A 22,489-nucleotide genomic window follows, 5' to 3' on the forward strand; every position below is an offset into this window, starting at 1 on the left:
TGAGCAGGCTTTTTTTTATTGCAAACTTTCCTTACTTTTTCTTTATCAGCAGAATGCCGGTCACGATAACGCCGCTCAGGAACAGCGAAGCGGTGGTGACGAGCATTTCATCCAGGCCGTGTTTGACGGCGATGCCGACGAATGCCCAGACAAAAACAAGCGCAAACGGTATATCTGAATGGTGGAAACGCACGTGGAGCGCAAGTGCGGTTGCAACGGTGAGCATGATGACTGCCCATAATTCATTGCTTAAACCCCATCCGCCCCAGCTGTAAAAGGTGAGAACATAGCTGATGTTAGCAATGGTCGCTACACTGATCCAGGCCATATTCACGGAAATGGGCAGGCGTTGGGTAACTTTGTTGTCATCGTTATGATATTGAAGGTATAGAAGAATCAGAGAAACTAGATAAACGAGCATAGCTGCAATTGACCAGGCAAAATATTCATAATGCCAAAGCAGCAGCCACGTAATATTGGAAATGGCACTTAGGATGAAATAAAGGCTGATGGCAGTGGAAGGTAATTCTTTGGTCTTCTTATAACGGATCCAGAAGCCGGCAATCCAGATTGCCAATAATATGTAAATGACTGACCAGATGGAAAAGACATAACCGGCAGGTGTAAACAGAACCGGCAGCCTGTTGGAAATTTCGCCCGTAGTCTGGCCATTGATCGGCAGTATATTTGCTAGTGCGTTGATGGTAACGACGGCCAGAAATGCGATCGTCATCAATATTATACGGAACATCTCAGATCCCTCCTCGCTTACAGTATACCTTTCCTTGTTTGGGACAACAATTAACTGTTTGGCAATATGGAAAAAAGATCCGGGGAAATCGTCGATATTATGTCAGCTTTTAATTCTCTGGCGTTCATTATTCCGTAATCCGAAGAATAATGGTATACTGATAATGTTTTTAGAAAATTTAGTTTATCAGGAGGATTTGCCATGACAGTAAAATATCCGGAAGTGTGGGATTTGGATGTGTTGTTCCCGGGTGGGAGCGAATCGGAAAAATTGCGTGTACATATGGACGAAGCGGTTCCAAAATTAGAGGAATTCGAGAAGCTTTCAGGGAACTTTGAAGTGCCCGCCAAGGCAAGTGACGCCAAGAATGTGGCAGAAGTGCTGGAAGCAGTTAAGGAGACGATGCTCCACTTAAGGCAGTCGGGTGCATTTATCGGCTGTTTGATGGCACAGGACACAGAAGACAAAAAGGCTTCTCTGTTGCAGAGTGAATCATCAAGCCAGAGCGCGCGTTTCAGTTCTGCGCTCCAAAAAATCCAGCAGGATCTGACGAAGACGGATGATGCTGTCTGGAATGCGCTGATGGAAGATGAGGCGTTGAAGGAATTCAATTTCGTGCTCAATGAATGGCGTGACAAAGCACGTTTGCTGCTTTCTGAAAAAGAAGAAAATCTGATCACAGCGCTGAGCATGGATGGCTATCACGGCTGGAGCCAGCTGTACGATATGCTGGTCGGGGAAATCAAAATCAAAATTACGGTAGATGGCCAGGAAAAAACCATGTCAGTCGGACAGGCAAATAATTTAAGTTCCCACGCCAACGCCGAAGTGAGAAAAGAATCCTACGAAAAGCTGGAAGGTGCCTGGGCAGAAAAAGAAGATTTCTTTGCCAAGACATTGAATTCGATTGCAGGATTCCGTCTTGAAACTTACAAAAAACGCGGATGGGACAATCCATTGCAGGAACCGCTTCAGATTAACCGCATGAAGCAGCAGACGCTGGACGCTATGTGGGGAGCCATCTCCAAAAACAAACAGCCGTTTGTCGATTACCTGAACCAGAAAGCGAAGCTGCTCGGCAAAGACGGACTCGAATGGTATGACGTGGATGCGCCCGTAACGGAAAGCACCCAAACATTTTCCTATCAGGAAGGCGCCGAATTCATCTTGGAGCATTTCAAAAAGTTCGGTCCGGAACTCGAGAAATTCTCGCGTACGGCTTTTGAAAAAGGATGGATTGAAGCGGAAGACCGTCCGAACAAGCGTCCGGGTGGATTTTGTACCGGGCTGCCGATGACCGAAGAGTCTCGGATCTTTATGACCTACAGCGGTTCGATGTCCAATGTCGCCACTTTGGCTCATGAACTCGGACATGCGTTCCATTCATATGCTTTGCGCCCGGTTCATCAGATCAACCGCTCCTACGCGATGAATGTGGCCGAAACGGCTTCCACTTTCGCTGAAATGATCGTTGCGGATGCGGCAGTGAAAAATGCATCTTCCGATGATGAAAAAATTGCCCTGCTGGAAGATAAAATTCAGCGCAGCGTGGCGTTCTTCATGAACATCCATTCGAGATTCCTCTTTGAAACACGGTTTTACGAGGAGCGCAAAAAAGGCGTTGTTCCGGCATCGCGTTTGAATGAATTGATGGAACAGGCACAAATGGAAGGGTTCGGCGGCGGGTTAAAATCCACGCATCCGCATTTCTGGGCATCCAAGCTCCATTTCTATATTACTTATGTGCCGTTTTATAACTTCCCGTATACGTTCGGTTACCTGTTCTCCTTGAGCGTTTACGCTAAAGCGCTGGAAGAAGGTGCCGGATTTGAAGAGAAATACATGGCGTTATTGCGTGACACGGCTGTCATGACTGCTGAAGACTTGGCGCTCAAGCATCTTGGGGAAGACATTACGCAAGAAGCATTCTGGGAAAAAGGAATTGCTCTATGCGTAAAAGATGCACAAGAGTTTATTTCGCTGACGTCAAAAGCTGACTGATATGAACCTTCATTTAAAGGGCAGGCTGTGCTACCTGCGTATTCTGACTGCAGAGGATGCCGAAGAATTGGTGCAATTGCTCCTCCGGAACCGAAACTATTGGGCGATATTCGAGCCGCAGCATCGCGACAGTTATTTTACGGCAGCTGTCCAGCGCGAAAAGATTCTCGAATCCATTTACCAGGCGAAGGAAAACCGGGAGTATAGTTTCGGAATTTTTGAACCGAGCACCAACAAACTGATTGGCCATATTTCGATGTACAGCATTAAGCGTCTGCCATTTCTCAGTGCGTTGGTCGGTTATTCGATTGATGAAGAATATACTGGGCGCGGAATTGCAACGGAAGCGGTGGAATTGGTGGTGGCTTTCGGATTTGAGAAGCTCCGCCTCCACCGGATTGAAGCGTATGTCTCCCCGCGAAATGCCGGTTCCGTCCGTGTTTTGGAAAAAGCGCGGTTTCACAATGAAGGCTTGATGAAAGAATTTCTTTATATTAATGGTGTGTGGGAAGATCATTATCATTTTGCTGTCCTGGAAACAGAATTTTGAAAGGGTAAGGCCACCGTTAAAAAATGGTGGAAACAAGCGAAGAGATGGTTATGGGAATAAAAATGCCGACGGAAGCAGGTGTCTGATGCTAAGAGATAAACTGTTGCCCTATCATCAATGGGCCACCCAAAAAATCCTGTCACATACAGAACAATTCGGAGATGAGATTTATACAAGAGAAGGAGAAAGTTCCTTCGCGTCAATTAAAGCAACGATCAGCCATGTCATCACTGTTGAAAAATTATGGCTGCTCAGGATGACCGGCATTGAAAAACCGGCAAGGGAGCAATTCCATGTCGAAACAGTCGCGGATGCCAAACAGGCATTCATGCTGCTGCATGCAGAAATGGAACTTTATTTTTCCTCGCTGTCGGAAGACCAATGGCAGGAAGTCATGCCTTTCGTGAATCTCAAAGGGGAAGCTTTTGAGGAGACCAGGGAAGAGATGCTGTTTACGTTTATCAACCACGGATCTTATCACAGGGGACAGATCACTTCTTTGCTTCGTCAATTCGGCAAGGAAGGAACAACTGTCGATTATATTTATTTTCCGAAAGAAAACCGCTGAGAAGGTTTGACCGAACAGCATTCGGTCGAACCTTTGCGACGAAGCGTGAAACGCTGCAACGCTCTTTCATGTCTCGAAGCTAGCGCAGCGATGCAGAGACAGGAGCACCGGTTTTCAACGCAACTGAGACGGCTCAGGCCATCCCTGTGGAAAGCATCTGCCTAGAGCGAAATGATTAAAGAAATTGTTGTTTTCTAGAAAATCTATAAAACCGCTGAGAAAAATTTCTCAGCGGCTTTTTTTAAGCGGTTTTCTTCATCAGTTTTTATTTCCGTCTATGACAAGATCCAGTTTACCTGTGGTCGGATCAATCACCAGTCCGTGCACCGGCACCTTGCTGTCCATCAGTGGATGGTTGCGCACCATATTGACGCTGTGGCTGATGCTTTGGGTTACATCATCAAAGCCGCGCAGCCATTCATCAAGATTGACACCTGAATAGCGCATCATTTCAATCGTTTCTTCAGTTATGCCCCGCGTTTTCATCTTTTCAAGGATTTTCTGCGGTTCGATAGCGGCCATGCCACAATCATAATGCCCGATTATGTACACTTCATCTGCATTCAATTCATAGATTGCCACTATCAGGCTGCGCATAATGCCGCCGAAAGGATGATTGATGACAGCGCCGGCGGATTTCACAATTTTCACGTCGCCGTTTTTTAAATTCATCGATTTCGGCAACAATTCAAACAGCCGCGTATCCATACATGTCAGGATAACCATTTTCTTGTCTGGAAATTTTGTGGTGATGAATTGCTCGTACTTTTCCTCTTCCACAAACTTCTTATTATAGTCCAGGATTTCATTCAGTATTGACATACTTTGCCCTCCTTATACTCTTGCTATCTTTTATTTTAATCGAAAGTTCTGCCGATTACGAGTTTCACTCCATCCGTATAAAAAAATCCGGAAGCACAAGGCTTCCGGAAGAATCATTTTGCAATTTTGTTCAGTTTGTGGAGCATGCTGAGTGAACGCCCAGTGCCAACAGCTACGGATTCCAAAGGCATCGGTGCCATGTGGACGGGGACGGAAATTTCTTCAGACAGCCATTGCTGCATGCCTTTCAATAACGCACCGCCGCCGGTGATGACGACGCCCTGGTCGACAATATCGCCTGACAATTCCGCCGGGCAGTTTTCAAGCGTTGCACGGATGCATTCCAGTATCGCCAATAACGGCTCCTTCAGCGTTTCCTGGATTTCCGTCGACGTCAGCGTGACTGTCTTCGGCAGGCCGGTCATGATGTCGCGGCCACGAATTTCCATCGTTTCCGCTTTATGGGGAATCAATGCATAGCCGATTTCTTTTTTGATATTTTCAGCAGTTGGTTCGCCAATCAATACATTATAATGCTTGCGCACGTACTGGATAATATCTTCATCCATACGGTCGCCGCCGACTTTAACCGTGTTGGAAGAAACGACGCCGCCAAACGAAATAATGCCGACTTCTGTCGTGCCGCCGCCGATATCCACAATGACGCTGGCAATCGGTTCACTTACCGGCAAATCTGCTCCAATTGCCGCTGCAACGGGTTCTTCGATCAAGTGTACACTTTTCGCGCCACTTTGCTTAACCGCATCGTGAATGGCACGGCGTTCCACCGAAGTCGCTCCAGATGGCGTACAGATCATGACATTCGGTTTCCGGTAGGCAGCCCCCAATTGTTTGGCGGCTTTTTGCATCACCATTTTCAATAGATCCGTAGTGACATCAAAATCTGCGATGACGCCGTCTTTGAGCGGCCGAACCACACGGATGGACGCCGGGGTTTTGCCGATCATCGCTTTGGCTTCTTCGCCGATGGCAATGACTTTCCCTGACTTCGTATCCAATGCCACTACGGATGGTTCATTTAGGATGATGCCTTTTGATTGTGTATAAACGAGAATATTTGCTGTACCTAAGTCAATTCCAATATCTGATGAAGAAAACATACCTATACTCCTCCTAATATAAAACAAGTCCATTTTGAATTTTAACACGCTAAAAAAGCGTTCTTTAATAGCGTACTTGAACTTGCAATATTACGAGGGTCTATTGGCGCGTCGGCATGAAAAAAATCGGGACTTTTGTTTCAAGATGTAATGTTGATGCAAACCAAATGTTTTCAAACTGTAATCTATCAGTCATTTTAAGATAATAAAAAAGCAGGCTTTATGATAAAAGCCTGCTTGCGTTATGTGATTCAGAATTTGCGTTCCGGAAGTGGATCTACATGTTCTGCATCATGTGTGTGCAATTCTTTCCCCAGATAATGAAGCAGGGTAAAGAAGAACATGAAGATTACAACCATGAAACCTAAAACGGTAACTACACCAGCCAACATGCTAAAAACTCCTCTCTCGACAATGATTATCAACCTTTATTATACATGATAAAAGAAAAAAGATTAAGTGTCGAATTTCTGAGTTTTAAAATGCCCAGTTGCCGTTTCTGAAAATCGGTTCGCGCGTGCCATCTTCCAAAACGCCATCGATGTCCATTTTTTCTGAACCGACCATAAAGTCAACGTGGGTGATGCTTTGGTTCAGGCCGTGTTTCAGCAATTGCACAGTGTCCATCTTCTTGCCGCCTTCGAGGCAGAAAGAGTAAGCGCTTCCGATGGCAAAATGATTAGACGCATTTTCATCGAATAAGGTGTTGTAGAAAAGAATATTCGAAGCCGAGATCGGCGATTGATGAGGGACAAGCGCAACTTCCCCAAGAAAATGGGAACCTTCATCCGTTTCAACCAGCTGCTTCAAAACGTCTTCACCTTGTTTAGCGGTGATGTCCGTAATCCGGCCGTTTTTAAATGTCACTTTGAATTCATCGATAATGTTGCCGCCGTAACTCAAGGGCTTTGTGCTGGATACATAGCCGTTTACACCGTCTTTTTGTGGCACAGTGAAAACTTCCTCTGTTGGCAAATTCGCCATGAACGCATCGCCTTTTTCGTTGTTGGAGCCTGCGCCGCACCATAGATGGCCTTTAGGCAGCGCTACTTCGAGGTCGGTGTCAGGTGAAGTGTAATGCAATTTGGCATATTTTTTGCCGTTTAAATAATCGACTTTGGTATGCAGCAATTCATCATGCTTTTTCCATGCCTCGATCGGCTCTTCAAGATCCGCGCGGACCGCTTTTAAAATTGCCGCCCATAAAGTGTCGACTTGCTGCTCTTCCGGCACATCGGGGAAAACTTTGGCTGCCCATGCTTTGGAAGGAGCGGCCAGCACCGTCCAGCTGATTTTGTCGGATTGGACATATTGACGGTATTTATTGAGCGCCTGCCCGGTCGCTTTCTGGGAAGCGGCGATACGTTTTGAATCGATGCCTTTTAACAGGTCGGGGCTTTGCGAAACGATGCTCATGAAAGCCGCACCTTGTTCAGCCAGTTGCTCACGCTCCTGAACTTTCCAGGAAGGAAACTCCGAAAAGGAATCTTCCGGCGCCATTTCAAAGCGCATCCGCGAAACTTCGTCGTCATTCCAGTCAACGAAAACTTGCTTTGCGCCGGTTTCGTACGCCTCTTTTACGATCAAACGGACGAATGGTGCCGTTTCAATGGAAGCGGCTATGTACAATTTCTGGTTCGGCTGAATGTTGACGCCAACTTTTACCGCCAATTCAGCATAGCGTTTTAATTTGTCATTCAATGATGTCAAATGAATCTCTCCTCTCATCTATTTATATAGTAACAATTTTCAGATAGAATCCGCAATGCCTGCAGCATAAATTGCCGTTCTTTTATGGGATCTAAGAAAATTTATATTTGTCATGAATAAAATCGCGTGTGGAATGAGGTTTTTAACCGGCATCTTTGAGGAATACAGAAGGAAGGAGCTGAGTTTGATGAAAACACAAGTATTTATCAGCGGTGGCGGCATTGGTGGCCTGGCATTAGCCCTTAAACTTGTTCAGCGGGATGTCGACGTAGTGATGGCAGAGCGTCTGAAGGCCGAAGCGCCAACCTATAAAGGGGAATTGCTGCAGCCCAAAAGCATGCAGATTTTCGAAGGCCTTGGTGTATACGATGAAATTACTGCACGCAGCAATGAAATAAAAATCCTTGATATGCTTGAGTTGTCCAGTTTGCTGCAAGTCCGGGATCAAACATTTATGGATTACAGCGTATTGCCCGGCAAATACAATGCAGCCTTCATGGTGCATCATGAAGAACTCAAAGGGATTTTATTGAATGCGGCTTCTGAGTATAAAAATTTCCATTATATGTCCGGAACATCCTGTACAGGGTATACCGAAAATAAGGCATTGCTCAAATCCGGCAAAGAGAAATTCGAAGTGGAAGCCGATTATTTTTTCGGAGCGGAAGGGAGAGCCTCCGTTACGAGAAAACATATGGAAATCGACATTAAACAAACGACCTATAACCATCATTTCCTGACCGTATCTTTTCCGAGACCCGAAAATTTTACAGACGGCCAGATTATTTCTACATACAATCGATTCCTTGGCTTATTTCCATTGCCGGACAATCAGGTACGATCCGTCTATCTTATTCCGGAAGGGGATTACAAAGAACTGAAAGAAAAACCCATCAGCCATTTCCATAAACTATATACCGATCTTGCACCGAAGTTGGATGGCTACGTCCAGCAATTGACCGACTGGAAAAAGATCCAGTTGATGATTCCGGTAATGTTCCACGCACCGTCTTATATCCGGGACAATAAAGCGATCATCGGTGATGCGGCGCATGCGGTCCACCCGATGGCGGGGGAAGGCATGAACATGGCGATTCAGGATGCTGACGTGCTCGGCGAACTGGCAGCCGATATGATCGGAAACCATAAAAGAAATCCTGATAATCTGAAATGGTATGAAAAGGTTCGTTATAAAAGGGCCGACCATGTTATCCAGCTCAGCCACCTGGCTGCGCTGGCGTATTCCTACCCTTTCAAGCCCGTGAGTTTCCTGCGGCAAAAGACGTTCGAGCGGATGGAAGAGGATCCAATCCTTCATTTTAAACAGATGCTGAACGTTTCCGGTCTGGGAATGTGGAAAGAAAATGTGAGGGACCGTTTTATTCAGGGAGGCATCATACCCGTGCGTCTGAGGGACCTGCCCAAAAAATCAAAAGAACTGAGATATTACACACGGGAAGATGACTATCCATGGAAAGATGAGGGATTGCGATGATAGATGTGATGAAGATGTTCAAAGCCAGAATGTATATGAAAAGGAATGAGCCGTTTTTATACAGTTGGCACGCTTATGTCGGCTATGAGCTCGACTTATTTAAAGCATTCGAGCGCCCGATGGCAAAATCGGATGTGGCAGATGCTTACGGACTTGATGAAATCCTGCTCGAACAATGGGTGACCGTCGGAGTATCCATCGGCCATCTGAAAGAAGCCGGCAGAGGGCGGCATAAGCTCGCCAATACGTGGAAGCTGCCGAAACCGAAAGGCGACAATTCCTCCGGCGTATTATTGAAAGAAATGATGGAACTTCATATTCCTACCCTATTAAATTATCCGGCGATGATGCGCAATGGCGAACGCCTTCATTTTGATGAAGAAAAACACGCGGGCACGGTTGCAGAGACGAGCCGCTTGCTCGAAGTGCTGGCCATGCCCAAAATGTCCAAGCGAATTCGCGAGAACAATGTCCAATCCGTATTGGATATCGGCTGCGGAGAAGCCGGATATATTAAAAAACTGGCGAATAGATTTCCGGATACCGGATTTACCGGCATCGAAATCAGTGCAGAAGTGACGGAGAAAGCGCAGCAATTGACAGCAAACGACCATAATATCACAGTGGAAAATGCGGATCTTTGGGAGTACAGCCCAAGGCAGCCGTTTGATATGGTGATGATGAATAACGTGCTGCATTATATCGATCTCACAAAGAGGGAAGCGCTGATTTTCGAATTGGCTGGCTGGGTCAGTCCCGGGGGGATTCTATCCATCGTGACGCCGATTGCAGGCAGCAGCGACGATCCGCCATTCGCGAATGTCTTCAATAGCTTTTTCTCATCTTTCGACAACCTTTACCGGCTTCCGACACGGGAAGAGCTGTGGGAATGGGGAAGTGCAGCCGGCCTTGATATGCTCGGCATCCACACCGTCATCAAAGAAGGCGGCTGGTACATCGCGCAATACCGAAAACCGGAATAGAATTTAATTGTACTAAAAGAATAAAACGACAGAAAAAATCCCCTGAAAAATTTTCAGGGGATTTTCGCTATTTCCGCAATGAGCCAAGTTCCTGGGCGATTGCCTGCATTTCATTTGGTGTGATATTATCACGTTTTTTAACCATTTCATACAGGTCACGCAAGTCTTCATACTGTGAGGCATTGAAATGTTCGGCTTTCATCGCATCGACGTTGACCATGCGCAATTTCGTTTTTATTTCCTCAATCATGTAATTTACATTTTCTGGAGATTGTTTTGATAAGTCCATAATGGGTTCCTGCCTTTCGGTATGGTAAACCTTATCATTTCACTTATCAAAAAGAATGTCAATTTCCTGAACGGGCAAGTTCCGCTTTCGCTTCTTTTTCTTCTTTGGCTTTCGCTATGACTCTCTTCGTTTCAAAGACAATGACGCCAGACAATCCAAGAAGACCGATTAAGTTTGGAACTGCCATTAAGCCGTTCATTACATCCGAGAACGTCCAGACGACAGTAAGTGAAGCGGTAGCCCCAAGGAAGACGGCTACAACGAAAAGAACGCGATAGACAATCAGCAAGCTGGGGCTCTTGAATAAATACTGGAAGCATTTTTCGCCATAATAGGACCAGCCGATAATTGTGGAAGAAGCAAAGAAAATTAACCCGAAAGCAACGATATACGGTCCGACGCCTCCAAGGAATTCGCCAAACGCTGCACTTGTCAGTGGAGCTCCTTCAAGACCGCTGTCTATATAAAGACCGGACATGACAATTGTAATTCCGGTAATCGAACAGACGATTAGTGTATCAAAAAGAACTTGTGTCATCGATACCAATCCCTGGCGGCCGGGCATATCCGTTTTTGCAGCCGCAGCTGCGATAGGTGCAGAACCAAGTCCCGCTTCGTTGGAGAAGACCCCGCGGGCAACACCATAACGAATGGCCGCACCGATCGCTCCACCGGCAGCAGCTTCACCCGTAAAGGCAGCGCTGAAAATAGTGCCGACAGCAGCAGGAATCAGGTCGAAGTTCATGACCATGATGAATAATCCTGCAATTACATAAAAAAGAACCATAAAAGGTACAAAGAATGCAGTAACTTTTCCGATTGTTTTAATACCGCCTAAAATTACCAGGGCAGCAAAAACAGTAAGTAGGAGTCCGGTAATCCAAGGAGCCAACCCGAAAGTTTCGTCAACAATGGAAGCGACAGAATTGGATTGTGTCATATTGCCGATTCCGAATGCGGCGATGGCGCCAAAAATTGCAAATAGAACAGCGAGCCATTTTTGTTTCAAACCGTGTTCCAAATAATACATCGGCCCGCCGGCCATTTGTCCTTTGGAATCGGTGATGCGATATTTAACAGCAAGGACGGCTTCTCCGTATTTTGTTGCCATCCCGAAGAAAGCTGACAGCCACATCCAGAAGACGGCACCTGGTCCGCCAAGCACGACGGCTGTCGCAACACCGACGATATTACCTGTACCGACGGTTGCTGCCATCGCAGTGGATAGGGCCTGGAAATGGGATATGTCCCCTTTAGAATCTTTATCAATGTTTTTGGTGAAAGTTAATTTAAGTGCATAAGGCAATAAGCGAAGCTGAAGAAACCCTAAACGTATCGTTAGATAGATCCCGGTTCCTACAATCAGGATCAGGAGTGGGACTCCCCACACATAGCCACTGATCGTGCCCAATAACTCTTCAAATCTTTCCATCAATTCTCCCCCCAATTTATGTAATCTAATTTTGCTGAAATAATTTCGCACCCCCTATTGATTTAATATTCCGAAAGTTTTGGTCAAGAGTCAAGTCTTTTTTAAAATTAAATGCAGATAAGTTTAAATATGAAGAGAATAGGGAAAAATCGAAAAGACACGTTAGAACAAACTATTCATTGGGAGGAATTTAGAATGAGCCAAAACAAATTGATGACAGGATTATTAGTGGGAGCGGCAGTAGGAGTTATTGTATCCTTATTTGACCGCAACACAAGAAATGATGTAATGCAGAAATCGAAAAAGGCAACAGAGAATGCCAAATATTATGCCAGCAATAAAGACGAGTTGAAATCTGTGGTCCAACAGCAGGCAAACAAATTCCAAAACCTGTATGAACGCGTTTCCGAAGACGCTTCTTACGTAGGGGATAAAGTCAATGAATTAAAAGAATTGACTCCTCAAGTAAAAGAGATGGCGATGGATACGAAGGAAGCATTCGTAGATACAAAAGAAGCTGTTGTTGATTCGACTCAAGATGTCAAATCAGCACTTAAAGAAGACAATCCATCTGCTTCTTCATCATTGACTGATGACCAAGGCAGTGCTTCAGACGATACTTCGAACCGCGATGCGGAATATGGGAAAAAGCAATAATTCCCTGAAAGAATCACAAAAAACAAAATCGGATGGTGCGCAGGCTCAAGAACCGAGTTATGATGTCACCAGCCTATCAGGCTTCCTGAAAGAATTATGGAAAAGAATCAATGATGTAGATGTCACAGGACTTGGGGCGCAATTAGCGTTCTTTTTCCTGTTGTCTATTTTTCCTTTGCTGATTTTTCTTATTACCTTACTGCCTTATTTAAATATTGCCGAAGACCAAATCTACAATCTCATGGCCAATATTGTGCCCGGAGAAGTTTACCTCCTCATAGAGGAAACCTTGAATGAAGTTTTGACGCAAGAAAATCGCAGCCTGCTATCGTTCGGGCTGATTGCCACAATCTGGTCTGCCAGCCTGGGCATGAACGCACTTATAAAATCATTGAACAAATCATATGGTGTGGAAGAAGACCGGCCGATCCTGATCGCAAGAGGCATGTCAATCATCACGACAGTGCTGATGATTTTCATTCTGCTGATTGCGTTGGCTTTGCCCATATTCGGACGTCAGCTTGGCATTTTCATTTTTTCCTTCCTGGGTCTGGAAGAAGGTTTTCTGGAAACATGGAACGCATTGCGTTTTTCGATACCACCTTTAATTATATTCGTTGTAGCTGCAGTGATTTACTGGGCAGCGCCAAACATTAAATTGGATATTAAATCAGTCCTGCCCGGATCCGCTTTCACAGCAATCGGCTGGCTGGCGGTATCTTACAGCTTTTCGGTTTATATCAATAATTTCGGCAATTACTCAGCGACTTACGGAGGCATTGGCGGTGTGATCGTGCTGATGTTGTGGTTGTATGTGTCCTCCATTCTATTGATGATCGGTGGACAGATCAATGCCATTATGCAATCCAGGCACGACATTCTTAAAAGAAAAAATAATAAAGCCGGACACGCCTGAATGCAGTTGCTTCAAGCGCGTCCGGCCTTTTATATGCAAGCTGTTTTATGGATGAATACATCGGCTTGTTTGAAAATAAAAAATCCGTTGCCATCAATTAATGATGGCAACGGATTGAAATGTAGATCAGGATTCATCACTCGGGCGGCTTTTGAATTGCTGCATTTTGCCGTCGAGTTCATCAACCATGGCAATCAGGCGGTCGATATCTTCAAGTTCAGCTGTTTCCGGTTCGATTGCATCAAGTACATCAAGAAACATGTTCAAGCGCTGTTTCATGTAAGTTACTTGCTGTTCCTTATCTGTAATGGATTTTCCCATAGGGCACACCTCGTTTCGCATTCTATCGTAGCTGATATGAAGTGAAATTTCAATAATGGATAGGTAAAAAGAGTGATTTTGGCAGAATTTCTTGTTTGAATATTTACACAATCAGAATTGTGTGTTAACTTAAAGTTAATCAAATGAGAGGAGGCCATAATGAATAGTCGAAACCAATCAATAAGTTCCGAGTAAAAGGAGGGGGTTCGAACATTTAAGCGGCAATCGCCGATAAAATGGTCTTATGAAAAAAAGTTTAATGGAATACAAAACCTAAAAGCTCAGCCGCAATCTGAAATTCAGATACGGACTGAGCTTTTATTCGTTTTATACAAGTTCGTATGTTTCTACAACTTCAATCGAATCTTCAACAGAACGGACCATTGAACAATTTTTTCTTGTAAGTTCAATCACACGGTCCATCTTCGAGTCATCAATATCTCCTTTAATAATGAAATGAAGGTGGACCTTCGCAATACGTCCGGCTTCTTCATCAATGCGGATAACCTCTTTCACTTCCACTTGAATATCATCAGCAGGCATACGCTTCTTCTCCAAAACTTTTCTGATGACACCTGCGCTGCAGACTGCCAAAGAAGCCACCAACAATTGGTATGGGCGAAATCCGTGCTCCTCGTTTGTAGATACGGCCAGTTCACCAAAAGGCAAATCGCCGGTAAAACCATGTTCTGTCATTGAAAACTTCATCTTCCATCTCCTCCTTATGATAAAATTGTATCCTACTATACTTTAAATACAAAAGAACGTGCTTACATAAAGGAGGCATCATGAAGAATTTCTTGAAAAGTGAAGGCGGCCGGTTCTGGATCCTTGTCGCAATCGTATCGATTTCCGGCTTTTCGCAGGGCATGCTGCTGCCGCTGATTGCCGTTATTTTTGAACAGGATGGAGTATCCTCGGCATTGAACGGTTTGAGTGCCACCGGTTTATACATAGGAACATTGGTCATTGCCCCATTTATGGAACCCCAACTTCGCCGCTTTGGCTTTAAGCCGATCATCATTGTAGGCGGCGGTTTGGTCGTGCTGTCTTTGCTGCTGTTTCCGCTGTGGAAATCAGTCCTGTTCTGGTTTATCCTGCGAATTTTAATCGGGATAGGGGATCAGGCTTTGCATTTTTCCACACAAACCTGGATCACCAGCACGTCGCCACAGAATCGCATGGGCAGAAATATCGCCATTTATGGCATGTCTTTCTCATTAGGATTCGGTGCGGGGCCATTATTCGTTCCGCTCGTGAATATTTTCGAAGCCCTGCCATTCATCATTTCCGGTTTATTGTGTCTGACTGCCTGGCTGCTGGTTTTCTTTCTCAGGAATGATTTTCCTGAAACCACGACAAGTGCGATGACGGCCAGAGGAACGTTGGGCCGCTTCAGAGCAGCCGTTGTCATCGGCTGGTTTGCATTCCTGCCACCCCTTGGCTATGGCTTTCTGGAATCTTCTTTGAACGCAATTTACCCGATATACGCATTGCGCCAATCGATTGATATTGCGATGGTGTCTTATATGCTGGCGGCATTTTCACTTGGCGCCATCGTGACCCAGCTGCCGCTCGGGGAACTCAGCGACCGCATTGGGAGAAGAAAAGTCCTGCTGCTGGCACTGTTCGGCGGAGCAGCCGCATTCGGCACCGCAAGCTTTTTCGAGGCGAATGCTTGGGTGACGCTCGGGTTCTTTATCCTGGCCGGCATGTTCGTCGGTTCGACTTTTTCGCTCGGCATTTCCTATATGGCGGATCTAATGCCCCGGGAATTGCTGCCTACGGGGAATCTGCTGTGCGGCATTGCATTCAGCATCGGCAGCCTGGCGGGTCCGGCAATGGGTGGATTATTCCTGGAGCTGACCGAGGAATTGAGTTTCCTCCTGCTCATCGCAGGGATTCTGCTCATCATTTTCACCATCATCGCTTTGCGCGGCAACAAGATCTCCAAACCTGCAGTAGAATAAATCTGATGGTGATAGAAAAAGAACTTCCGATGTTATTCGGAAGTTCTTTTTCATTTCAGTGCGAAGGTTGTTGCAAGCTCGACTTGAATTATCAACATAAATTTGGAGTTTATCAATCCGATAAAAAAGTATTATCAATTTCTTGTATAAAATTTATTACCCCGAGATCAATTTGATTTGTTAATTCAGTCAGATCGTCAAAATCGGGCTTCCCAACCACTATGCTTTCAATAATAGAAGACATTCCTTTATCATCTGCGGTTAGGGAATAATTATTCATTGCCTGCCCACTGAATTTTCTATGGTATTCAGACATAACGGCTCTGTTTCTTCCGGAAAGCCAAACTTCAAACTGCATTTTATCATGCCTGAAAACAACGGCATATTTCAGCTGATTTTGTTGAGCCAACTTAGAGGTTATTGTAAAAAACGTCAAATCCAGATAACCGGGATACAGATTTGCCGATACTTCATATTCCGGATACTTTTCCTTAAAGAACCGGCGTAACTCTTTCATGTAGTGCATCAAGCTCTTATAGGCTTTTTGCAGGTCAGTTTCCTTCAATAGTTCTCGATATTCAGTTAGACTTTTGCTGAGAGATTCCACTTTTCAGACACCTCCATCATGCATTTTTTTCTGCGGATGTTCGTAGGTGGCGTTCATAAATACTGCTATAAGATGAATTTTAAAATAATTCAAAAAATATTACAATATAAATCTGATCCAGCTCCAGTTTGCATGAAATGAAAAAACCGGCTTGAATCATAAATTCAAGTCGGTTTTCCCATTTCTATAAATTGTTTGTTGAATAGTTGAATTCTAAATCGAACCGGGTGGAAGTAGGATCAATTATTACGTTAGATTTTACAGCCTATTTTCTCACCAACAGGCAAACTGACTCCACTTGCGCCGTTTGCGGGAACATATCGACCGGCTGGATATACTCGATGCGGTAAATTTTCGTCAATTGCTGAAGGTCCTTCGCCAATGTGGAAGGATTGCACGATGTATAGACAAAACGTTTCGGCTTAACTGCCAGAATCGTTTGCAACAGGGAATCGCTGAGTCCTGTGCGCGGCGGGTCCACCGTCAACACATCGGGCACAAAATCTTCTCTGCTCCATATATCCAGCCATTTTTCTGCGGTTCCGGTAACATATTTCGCGTTGACACCCTGGCGTTTGGCGTTTGCTTTGGCATCCACGACACTATCGTGGATGGTGTCCATGCCACGCAGTTCACCGGCGCCGTCCGCCAGCCACAATCCAATTGTGCCGACACCGCAATATGCGTCAACGACTTTTTCTGTGCCGGTCAATGCAGCGGCACGTTTGATTTCGTCATAAAGTTTTACGGTCTGCTTTGGATTCAATTGGAAAAATGCACGGGCTGATAGATCGAAGGCAAGCTCGCCCAATTTTTCATGGATCGTATCTTTGCCGAATAAAGTAATGGTTTCATCTCCGAATATAAGCGAAGTTTTTTCCGGATTGATATTCTGGACAATCGATACCAGATTCACATCGAGTTCTTTCAGCTTTTCGAGCAATAATTCCTTTTTCGGTATTTTTGAACGGGTGGTCACCAGCACCAATTGGATTTCGCCAGTTTCAACTCCGGTGCGGACGACGATTGTCCGAATGACACCCTGCATCGTTTTGCCATCATAGATCGGAATCAGCAAGTCTTCCAGAATTCGTTTGACGGAATTCGTGATGACGGTCGTATCGGGGTGCTGCACGATGCATTGCTCGATATCGAGCAATTGATGGGAGCCTTCTGCAAACAGTCCGGCAATAACCTTCGAACCTTTCAGGCGTGTTTGGAACTGGCTTTTATTGCGGTAATGCCATGGATCTTCCATACCGATCGTATTTTCGATTTTGACGTCCACGCCTTTGAGGTAACGCTCCAATGCCTGTACGACTAAATCCCGTTTTTCAACAAGCTGTTGGTCATAGGTCATATGCTGCAATTGGCAGCCTCCGCAAGCCTCGTAAATCGGGCAGGGTGGCGTTTGACGGTGGGGAGAAGCCTGGCGCATTTTAACAATGCGGGCTTCCGCAAAATTCCGTTTGACTAGAGTGATTTGCGCCGTAATTTCTTCGCCGGGCAAAGCGCCGGGCACAAAAATGACATTGCGCTTAAAGTATCCAATGCCTTCGCCGTTGATGCCGAGCCTTTTAATCGTTAACGGAAACTTTTGGCCAGTTTCTATAATAGGTTTATCATTCATTCTGCACACGTCCTTCGTTTGATCATCCGTACATTATAGCGCTATTTATAAATATCAGCCAGAGCCGATCTGAGATCCGGGTAGGAGAATTCAAATCCGTGCTTCTGCAAGACCTCCGGGAGGACACGCTGTCCCTCCAATACCAGACGGCTTTTGTCTCCCAGTGCGACTTTTAACAGAAATTCGGGAACCGGAAACCAATGTGGCCGTCCTAACGCATGGCCGATTTCCTTTCCGAATTCTTTCATGCGTTTCGGATAGGGCGCAGTGACATTGAACGGTCCTTCAAGAGCCTCCGTTTCGATGGCGAATAAGATTGCGCGTGCCACATCATGAACGTGGATCCAGGACAGCCATTGTCTGCCTGTGCCGACAGTGCCACCGCCAAAAAGTTTGTATGGCAGAGCCATGAGCGGCAGAGCGCCGTCCCTTTTGCCCAGGATGATGCCGAAGCGGCCACAAGCAACACGGACACCCAGAGCTTTCGCTTCAGTTGCCAGGCGCTCCCATTCGATGACGGTTTTGGCAAGAAAATCATCGCCTCGCTCAGGCGAATCTTCCGTGTATGACTTTTCTGTGGAAGCGGGATAGATTCCGACTGCGCTTGCGTTCACTAATACTTTCGGCTTTTGGTCCAACGCTCTGATGATGCGCAGGACTTCATTGGTCGCTTCGACACGGCTGCTGTAGATCAGTCTTTTCTGCTCGTCATCCCAGCGGCCATCGTTGATTGATGAGCCGGCCAGGTTCACAAACGCGTCGATGCCTGCCAACTCGAGTTCGGGTTTCGCGTTGTCGGTCAGCCACTCGACGTAATGAACGCCGCCTTGCTGTGCTTTCGGGCTTCTTGTCAGCACGTAAATTTCGTGCCCCTGCTGACGGAATAAGTCAGTCATTTCCTTACCGGCAAAACCGGTTCCACCAGTGATCGCTATCTTCATGCAAATCGCCTCCATTTCCTTTATTGTACCCTGAATCGATGCATTTAAGCCTTCAAAAGGTTATACTAAATAGGGAAGAGGGGTGCCGGGGAATGCCGATTATCACGAAAATCACACAAGGGAAAAAGAATCCTGAACGCTATAATATTTTCCTTGAAGAGAAATTCGCTTTCAGTGTCGATGAAACGGTGCTCGTCAGGTATCAATTGACCAAAGGCAAAGAGCTCGACCAATGGACCCTTGAAGAGATCAATTTTGAAGATGAAGTCCGCAAAGCTTTCAATAAATCACTCGATTTCCTCAGTTTCCGGATGCGCAGTGAAAACGAAGTGCGGCAGAAACTGAAAGACAAAGAATATGGCGAAGCCGTGATAGATGAAGCAATCAAAAAATTATATAAACTGAATTTCCTCGATGACCGGGCATTTTCAGAAGCATTGATGCGCACACAGATGAAGTCAGCCAAAAAAGGTCCGAAAGCGATCCAACAGGATATGCAGAAGAAAGGGATTGATAAACAAGTGCAAAAAGATGTGCTCGCTTCCTATTCTGATGAAGAGCAGCTGGAGCTCGCCAAGGGACTCGCAGAAAAAATAGCTGACAAAGAAAAAACCAAGACACCCCGACAGATTGAACAGAAAATCAGTGACACATTGCTGCGCAAAGGCTATTCGTATTCATTGATCAAACTGGCGATAGCAGATTTGGATCTGGAAAAAGACGAAGACCAATGGACGGAAATTGTTGCCGAGCAAGGGGATAAACTTTGGCGTAAATACAGCAATAAATTGACCGGCTACGACTTGAAGTCCAAAGTGAAACAGGGACTTTACCAAAAAGGATTCCCCGCCGAAGTCATCAATGAATACCTGGAAAAAAAGGAGAACGAAGATGAGTGAAGATAAGCGTTACAACCAGATGGACGAACAGGAGCTGCGCACAGAAATAGCACGTCTGAAAGAAAAAGCGCGCAAAGCCGAACAACTTGGCATCATCAACGAGTTTGCGGTGTTGGAACGAAAAGCCATTATGGCAGCAAGTTATTTGCTCGATCCGGAAGATTTTAAACAAGGGGAAGTCTACCATATCGAAGGAGATCCCAATGTCTATTTTCAAATCGATTATTTGAAAGGCAGATTTGCATGGGGGTATCGCCTGGGTGGCGATAAGTTCACAGAGGCTCTGCCGATTTCCATGCTGCGTTCGTTAAAAGAAGGGAAGTAGAAATATGAAAGAAGTCATTGAACAATTGACCATTGAACTGCAAGAAAAAAATCCGAATATCTCAGAAGATAAAGCTCGCACATGGATTGAATTGCTTGCATCGGATTTTGAATCTTCTTATGCAAAAGCGGGATATGATTATCAGGGCACTGAAGTGGTCGAGAAAGTGGTGCGCCAGTGGATTGACAGCTATGGCGAAAATATCCACGAATTTGCGGCCAGCAACCCGAAATATTCTCATCTGCTGAACGACTGATCAAAAGCTGCTCAGGTTATCAGTTAAAGCACAAAAAAACGCACACCCTGGAGTGTGCGTTTTGTGATTCGATTTAATTATGGCTGAAATCCAGTTTTTTGCGAAGCTTGTCTTCGCTGAAGATCCAACCGGTATAAGAATTGAGAACATTGTAATCCTCATCAAGATGGGCGACTGCCACAAACGGGTAATAATCGTTGCTGCGATACCTTAAATCGATCAGCCGAACCTCTAAAATTTCTCCATACTGATTGATTTCCCAGCGGTAAAGAGGAGAGAATGAAACAAAGGCTGCAAGATTTTTGTCTTTTAAAGCAGTTTGAATCAATTCATTTTCAGGCATCGGTTTTTTCATGAACTTATCATAAAAGTTGATCGTCCGGCCATATGCCCGCCCGACATAATGGTGGCGGTCCGTATCTGCCGCGATACGCCAATGGAAATAACGCATCGTCGGGGCAACGAAAATTGCTGTGGTACCGGGAAGTGTTCTGCGGATAGCGCTTTTGATGGCTGACTGCAGAGCAAAACGTGACAGGTAATAAAACACGAGCCCCACATACAAGATGCCGATTGTCCAGACCGGATCGGCGCCAAATGCCCAAATCATCAATGCAATAACGTGAAGCCCGAAAATAATCGGATCAAACGTATTGATGACGCCAAGTGCCACCCATCGGTTGGAAAATGGCCTCAATGCCTGCGTGCCGTAAGAATTGAAGATATCGACAAAAACATGCAGAACCACAGCAAGGAATGTCCAAAGCCACAGATGCAGCAGGTTGACTTCCGGGAAAATCAGCCCCAGTGCCGCAGTGAGTAACAGCGGCCAAAATAAAACAGCCGGAATTGAATGGGTGGCTCCCCGGTGATGACGGATATAAACAGCGTTGTCGCGCAATTTCAGGACTGTATCAACATCCGGGATTTGCGAGCCGATGATGGTTCCTGCGATGACTGCAGTCATGGTCACTGTGTCAGTAGCCACTGCGGGGTCCGCCATCGCGAGGCCGCCGAGTGCGATCCCCATGACCAGGTGTGTACCAGTATCCATCGTCTCATCCCCCTTCGAAAGTATTTGTTGAATGACGGGAATTTCTTTTTGATAACCCGTCGGTGCTACTCATTACATACCCTTAATTTTAATGAAATAATCTAGTATCAATGGAGGGTTCCGCTATTAATATAGAAAAAAAGCAATTTCAAAATGACTTGATCAATTGGTTCCACACAGAGAAAAGAGATCTGCCGTGGAGACGGACTGCGGATCCATATCAAATTTGGATTTCAGAAATAATGCTGCAGCAAACCCGTGTGGATACGGTGATTCCTTATTATAAACGTTTTGTCGAGAAGTTTCCCACATTACACGATTTGGCGACAGCGGATGAAGAAGTTCTGCTGAAGCAATGGGAAGGTCTCGGCTATTATTCACGGGCCCGCAACCTGCAGGCGGGCGTCCGCGAAGTTGCGGAGAAATATGATGGCAAGGTTCCCGGCAGCCGCAAAGAGATTTTGGCTTTGAAAGGCGTCGGTCCCTATACAGCCGGAGCGGTGCTGAGTATTGCTTACGGTTTGCCGGAGCATGCTGTCGATGGCAATGTTATGCGTGTGTTATCGCGTATCCTGTTAATCGATGAAGACATCGCCAAACCGAAAACACGAAAAGTGTTTGAAGAAGCGGTGACAGAATTGATCAGCCACGAAGACCCGTCCGCATTTAATCAAGGGCTGATGGAGCTGGGCGCGCTGGTTTGCACCCCGACTTCGCCAAAATGCCTGCTATGCCCGGTTCGCGATCATTGTGCGGCATTTCATGAAGGACGGCAACACGAGCTGCCGGTTAAAACGAAAGCCAAAGCAAGCAAAGCCGTCAATTATGCAATGGTCGCCATTCGAAACGGCGAAACGCTATTGATGGAAAAGCGGCCATCTACCGGTCTTTTGGCCAATATGTGGCAGTTCCCCCTCTTGGAAGTTCCGGAAAGCATCGGTGCACCGGAAGTCGAAGAACAATTGTCAGAGCAATTTAACGGGACAGTCGTAAAAGCGGAGAAAATTACTTCTTTCAAACATGTCTTTTCTCATTTAACATGGAATGTGGATGGCTTTATTGCCGAAGGGTTAAATTTGGAAATTAATGACAACATGAAATGGGTGAATGCGGCAGAAATGGATTTTCTGCCGGTATCCGGTCCGGTTCAAAAAATGAAAACAGCTTTAACAAGCAGAGGAGATGCATAGA

The 22,489-nt window shown here is 45.6% G+C and carries 25 protein-coding genes; 12 read left to right on the forward strand and 13 right to left on the reverse strand.

The genetic code is table 11. The annotated features are described in order from the left end of the window. Nucleotides 1-31: 31 nt before the first annotated feature. Nucleotides 32-751 carry a tryptophan-rich sensory protein gene (locus DHX103_RS12700; RefSeq protein ID WP_422122640.1) on the reverse strand — a complete coding sequence of 240 codons (720 nt, stop codon included), beginning with the start codon at nt 749-751 and terminating at the stop codon, nt 32-34. Between the two features lie 201 nt (nt 752-952). Between DHX103_RS12700 and DHX103_RS12705 the strand changes: the two genes are divergently transcribed. The 3 genes from DHX103_RS12705 to DHX103_RS12715 all read left to right on the forward strand — a co-directional run bounded on the left by DHX103_RS12705 (nt 953) and on the right by DHX103_RS12715 (nt 3,870). Continuing rightward, entirely contained in the window at nt 953-2,752 is a 1,800-nt protein-coding gene (locus tag DHX103_RS12705) for a M3 family oligoendopeptidase (protein WP_422122641.1), read from the forward strand. Between the two features lies 1 nt (nt 2,753). Beyond that, nucleotides 2,754-3,302, forward strand: a complete 549-nt coding sequence (locus DHX103_RS12710; RefSeq protein ID WP_422122642.1) for a GNAT family N-acetyltransferase — start codon at nt 2,754-2,756, stop codon at nt 3,300-3,302. 85 nt (nt 3,303-3,387) lie between these two features. Next, nucleotides 3,388-3,870, forward strand: coding sequence for a DinB family protein (locus tag DHX103_RS12715; RefSeq protein ID WP_422122643.1), 483 nt, complete (start codon nt 3,388-3,390; stop codon nt 3,868-3,870). 258 nt (nt 3,871-4,128) lie between these two features. On the opposite strand, the gene DHX103_RS12720 is transcribed toward DHX103_RS12715, so the two are convergent. The 4 genes from DHX103_RS12720 to DHX103_RS12735 form a co-directional block, all read right to left on the reverse strand. Continuing rightward, nucleotides 4,129-4,692: a beta-class carbonic anhydrase gene (locus tag DHX103_RS12720; protein ID WP_422122644.1), complete on the reverse strand. Its 564-nt coding sequence runs from the start codon at nt 4,690-4,692 to the stop codon at nt 4,129-4,131. 113 nt (nt 4,693-4,805) lie between these two features. Further along, nucleotides 4,806-5,813 (reverse strand): rod-share determining protein MreBH, encoded by a 1,008-nt coding sequence (gene mreBH / locus DHX103_RS12725; protein WP_422122645.1) that lies wholly within the window; start codon nt 5,811-5,813, stop codon nt 4,806-4,808. A 251-nt stretch (nt 5,814-6,064) separates the two neighbouring features. Next, nucleotides 6,065-6,205, reverse strand: coding sequence for a hypothetical protein (locus DHX103_RS12730; RefSeq protein ID WP_422122646.1), 141 nt, complete (start codon nt 6,203-6,205; stop codon nt 6,065-6,067). 85 nt (nt 6,206-6,290) lie between these two features. Beyond that, nucleotides 6,291-7,523, reverse strand: a complete 1,233-nt coding sequence (locus DHX103_RS12735; protein ID WP_422122647.1) for an aminopeptidase — start codon at nt 7,521-7,523, stop codon at nt 6,291-6,293. A 187-nt stretch (nt 7,524-7,710) separates the two neighbouring features. Here DHX103_RS12735 and DHX103_RS12740 point away from each other — a divergent pair, with 187 nt between their 5' ends. Together DHX103_RS12740 and DHX103_RS12745 are read left to right on the forward strand one after the other, a co-directional pair. After that, nucleotides 7,711-9,018 (forward strand): FAD-dependent oxidoreductase, encoded by a 1,308-nt coding sequence (locus DHX103_RS12740; protein ID WP_422122648.1) that lies wholly within the window; start codon nt 7,711-7,713, stop codon nt 9,016-9,018. Next, nucleotides 9,015-10,001, forward strand: a complete 987-nt coding sequence (locus tag DHX103_RS12745; protein WP_422122649.1) for a class I SAM-dependent methyltransferase — start codon at nt 9,015-9,017, stop codon at nt 9,999-10,001. Before DHX103_RS12740 ends, DHX103_RS12745 begins: the two co-directional genes overlap by 4 nt. A gap of 67 nt (nt 10,002-10,068) precedes the next feature. On the opposite strand, the gene DHX103_RS12750 is transcribed toward DHX103_RS12745, so the two are convergent. After that, entirely contained in the window at nt 10,069-10,290 is a 222-nt protein-coding gene (locus DHX103_RS12750; RefSeq protein ID WP_422122650.1) for a DUF1128 domain-containing protein, read from the reverse strand. Nucleotides 10,291-10,348: 58 nt separating this feature from the next. After that, nucleotides 10,349-11,722: an alanine/glycine:cation symporter family protein gene (locus DHX103_RS12755; RefSeq protein WP_422122651.1), complete on the reverse strand. Its 1,374-nt coding sequence runs from the start codon at nt 11,720-11,722 to the stop codon at nt 10,349-10,351. Between the two features lie 195 nt (nt 11,723-11,917). On the opposite strand from DHX103_RS12755, the gene DHX103_RS12760 reads away from it, so the two are divergent. Next, nucleotides 11,918-12,379, forward strand: coding sequence for a YtxH domain-containing protein (locus DHX103_RS12760; protein ID WP_422122652.1), 462 nt, complete (start codon nt 11,918-11,920; stop codon nt 12,377-12,379). Next, entirely contained in the window at nt 12,363-13,295 is a 933-nt protein-coding gene (locus DHX103_RS12765) for a YihY/virulence factor BrkB family protein (RefSeq protein WP_422122653.1), read from the forward strand. The genes DHX103_RS12760 and DHX103_RS12765 overlap by 17 nt, the downstream gene beginning before the upstream one ends. Nucleotides 13,296-13,421: 126 nt before the next feature. Here DHX103_RS12765 and DHX103_RS12770 read toward each other — a convergent pair whose 3' ends face one another. Beyond that, the gene (locus DHX103_RS12770) at nt 13,422-13,616 is read right to left on the reverse strand and encodes an SE1561 family protein (protein WP_422122654.1); all 195 of its coding nucleotides are present in this window, start codon (nt 13,614-13,616) and stop codon (nt 13,422-13,424) included. Between the two features lie 327 nt (nt 13,617-13,943). Next, on the reverse strand, nt 13,944-14,324 hold the full coding sequence (locus DHX103_RS12775) for an OsmC family protein (protein ID WP_422122655.1): 381 nt from the start codon (nt 14,322-14,324) through the stop codon (nt 13,944-13,946). 80 nt (nt 14,325-14,404) lie between these two features. Between DHX103_RS12775 and DHX103_RS12780 the strand changes: the two genes are divergently transcribed. Then, the gene (locus tag DHX103_RS12780; protein ID WP_422122656.1) at nt 14,405-15,586 is read left to right on the forward strand and encodes an MFS transporter; all 1,182 of its coding nucleotides are present in this window, start codon (nt 14,405-14,407) and stop codon (nt 15,584-15,586) included. 112 nt (nt 15,587-15,698) lie between these two features. On the opposite strand, the gene DHX103_RS12785 is transcribed toward DHX103_RS12780, so the two are convergent. From DHX103_RS12785 to DHX103_RS12795, 3 genes are all read right to left on the reverse strand, one after another. Then, nucleotides 15,699-16,193 (reverse strand): DUF7000 family protein, encoded by a 495-nt coding sequence (locus DHX103_RS12785; RefSeq protein ID WP_422122657.1) that lies wholly within the window; start codon nt 16,191-16,193, stop codon nt 15,699-15,701. Nucleotides 16,194-16,458: 265 nt separating this feature from the next. After that, nucleotides 16,459-17,823: a 23S rRNA (uracil(1939)-C(5))-methyltransferase RlmD gene (gene rlmD, locus DHX103_RS12790; RefSeq protein WP_422122658.1), complete on the reverse strand. Its 1,365-nt coding sequence runs from the start codon at nt 17,821-17,823 to the stop codon at nt 16,459-16,461. A gap of 41 nt (nt 17,824-17,864) precedes the next feature. Next, nucleotides 17,865-18,764 carry a TIGR01777 family oxidoreductase gene (locus DHX103_RS12795; protein WP_422122659.1) on the reverse strand — a complete coding sequence of 300 codons (900 nt, stop codon included), beginning with the start codon at nt 18,762-18,764 and terminating at the stop codon, nt 17,865-17,867. Nucleotides 18,765-18,856: 92 nt separating this feature from the next. On the opposite strand from DHX103_RS12795, the gene recX reads away from it, so the two are divergent. Genes recX through DHX103_RS12810 form a run of 3 tightly spaced genes read left to right on the forward strand, consistent with a single transcriptional unit; the run spans nt 18,857 to nt 20,244 of the window. Further along, nucleotides 18,857-19,663, forward strand: a complete 807-nt coding sequence (gene recX / locus DHX103_RS12800) for a recombination regulator RecX (RefSeq protein ID WP_422122660.1) — start codon at nt 18,857-18,859, stop codon at nt 19,661-19,663. Next, nucleotides 19,656-19,988: a YfhH family protein gene (locus DHX103_RS12805; RefSeq protein ID WP_422122661.1), complete on the forward strand. Its 333-nt coding sequence runs from the start codon at nt 19,656-19,658 to the stop codon at nt 19,986-19,988. Before recX ends, DHX103_RS12805 begins: the two co-directional genes overlap by 8 nt. Nucleotides 19,989-19,992: 4 nt before the next feature. After that, the gene (locus DHX103_RS12810) at nt 19,993-20,244 is read left to right on the forward strand and encodes a YfhJ family protein (protein WP_422122662.1); all 252 of its coding nucleotides are present in this window, start codon (nt 19,993-19,995) and stop codon (nt 20,242-20,244) included. Nucleotides 20,245-20,317: 73 nt separating this feature from the next. On the opposite strand, the gene DHX103_RS12815 is transcribed toward DHX103_RS12810, so the two are convergent. Continuing rightward, entirely contained in the window at nt 20,318-21,298 is a 981-nt protein-coding gene (locus DHX103_RS12815; protein WP_422122663.1) for a metal-dependent hydrolase, read from the reverse strand. A gap of 191 nt (nt 21,299-21,489) precedes the next feature. Between DHX103_RS12815 and mutY the strand changes: the two genes are divergently transcribed. Beyond that, nucleotides 21,490-22,488 carry an A/G-specific adenine glycosylase gene (gene mutY, locus DHX103_RS12820; RefSeq protein ID WP_422124775.1) on the forward strand — a complete coding sequence of 333 codons (999 nt, stop codon included), beginning with the start codon at nt 21,490-21,492 and terminating at the stop codon, nt 22,486-22,488. Nucleotide 22,489: the final 1 nt, after the last annotated feature.

The sequence above is a fragment of the Planococcus daihaiensis genome, from assembly GCF_049262615.1.
Lineage (GTDB): Bacteria > Bacillota > Bacilli > Bacillales_A > Planococcaceae > Planococcus.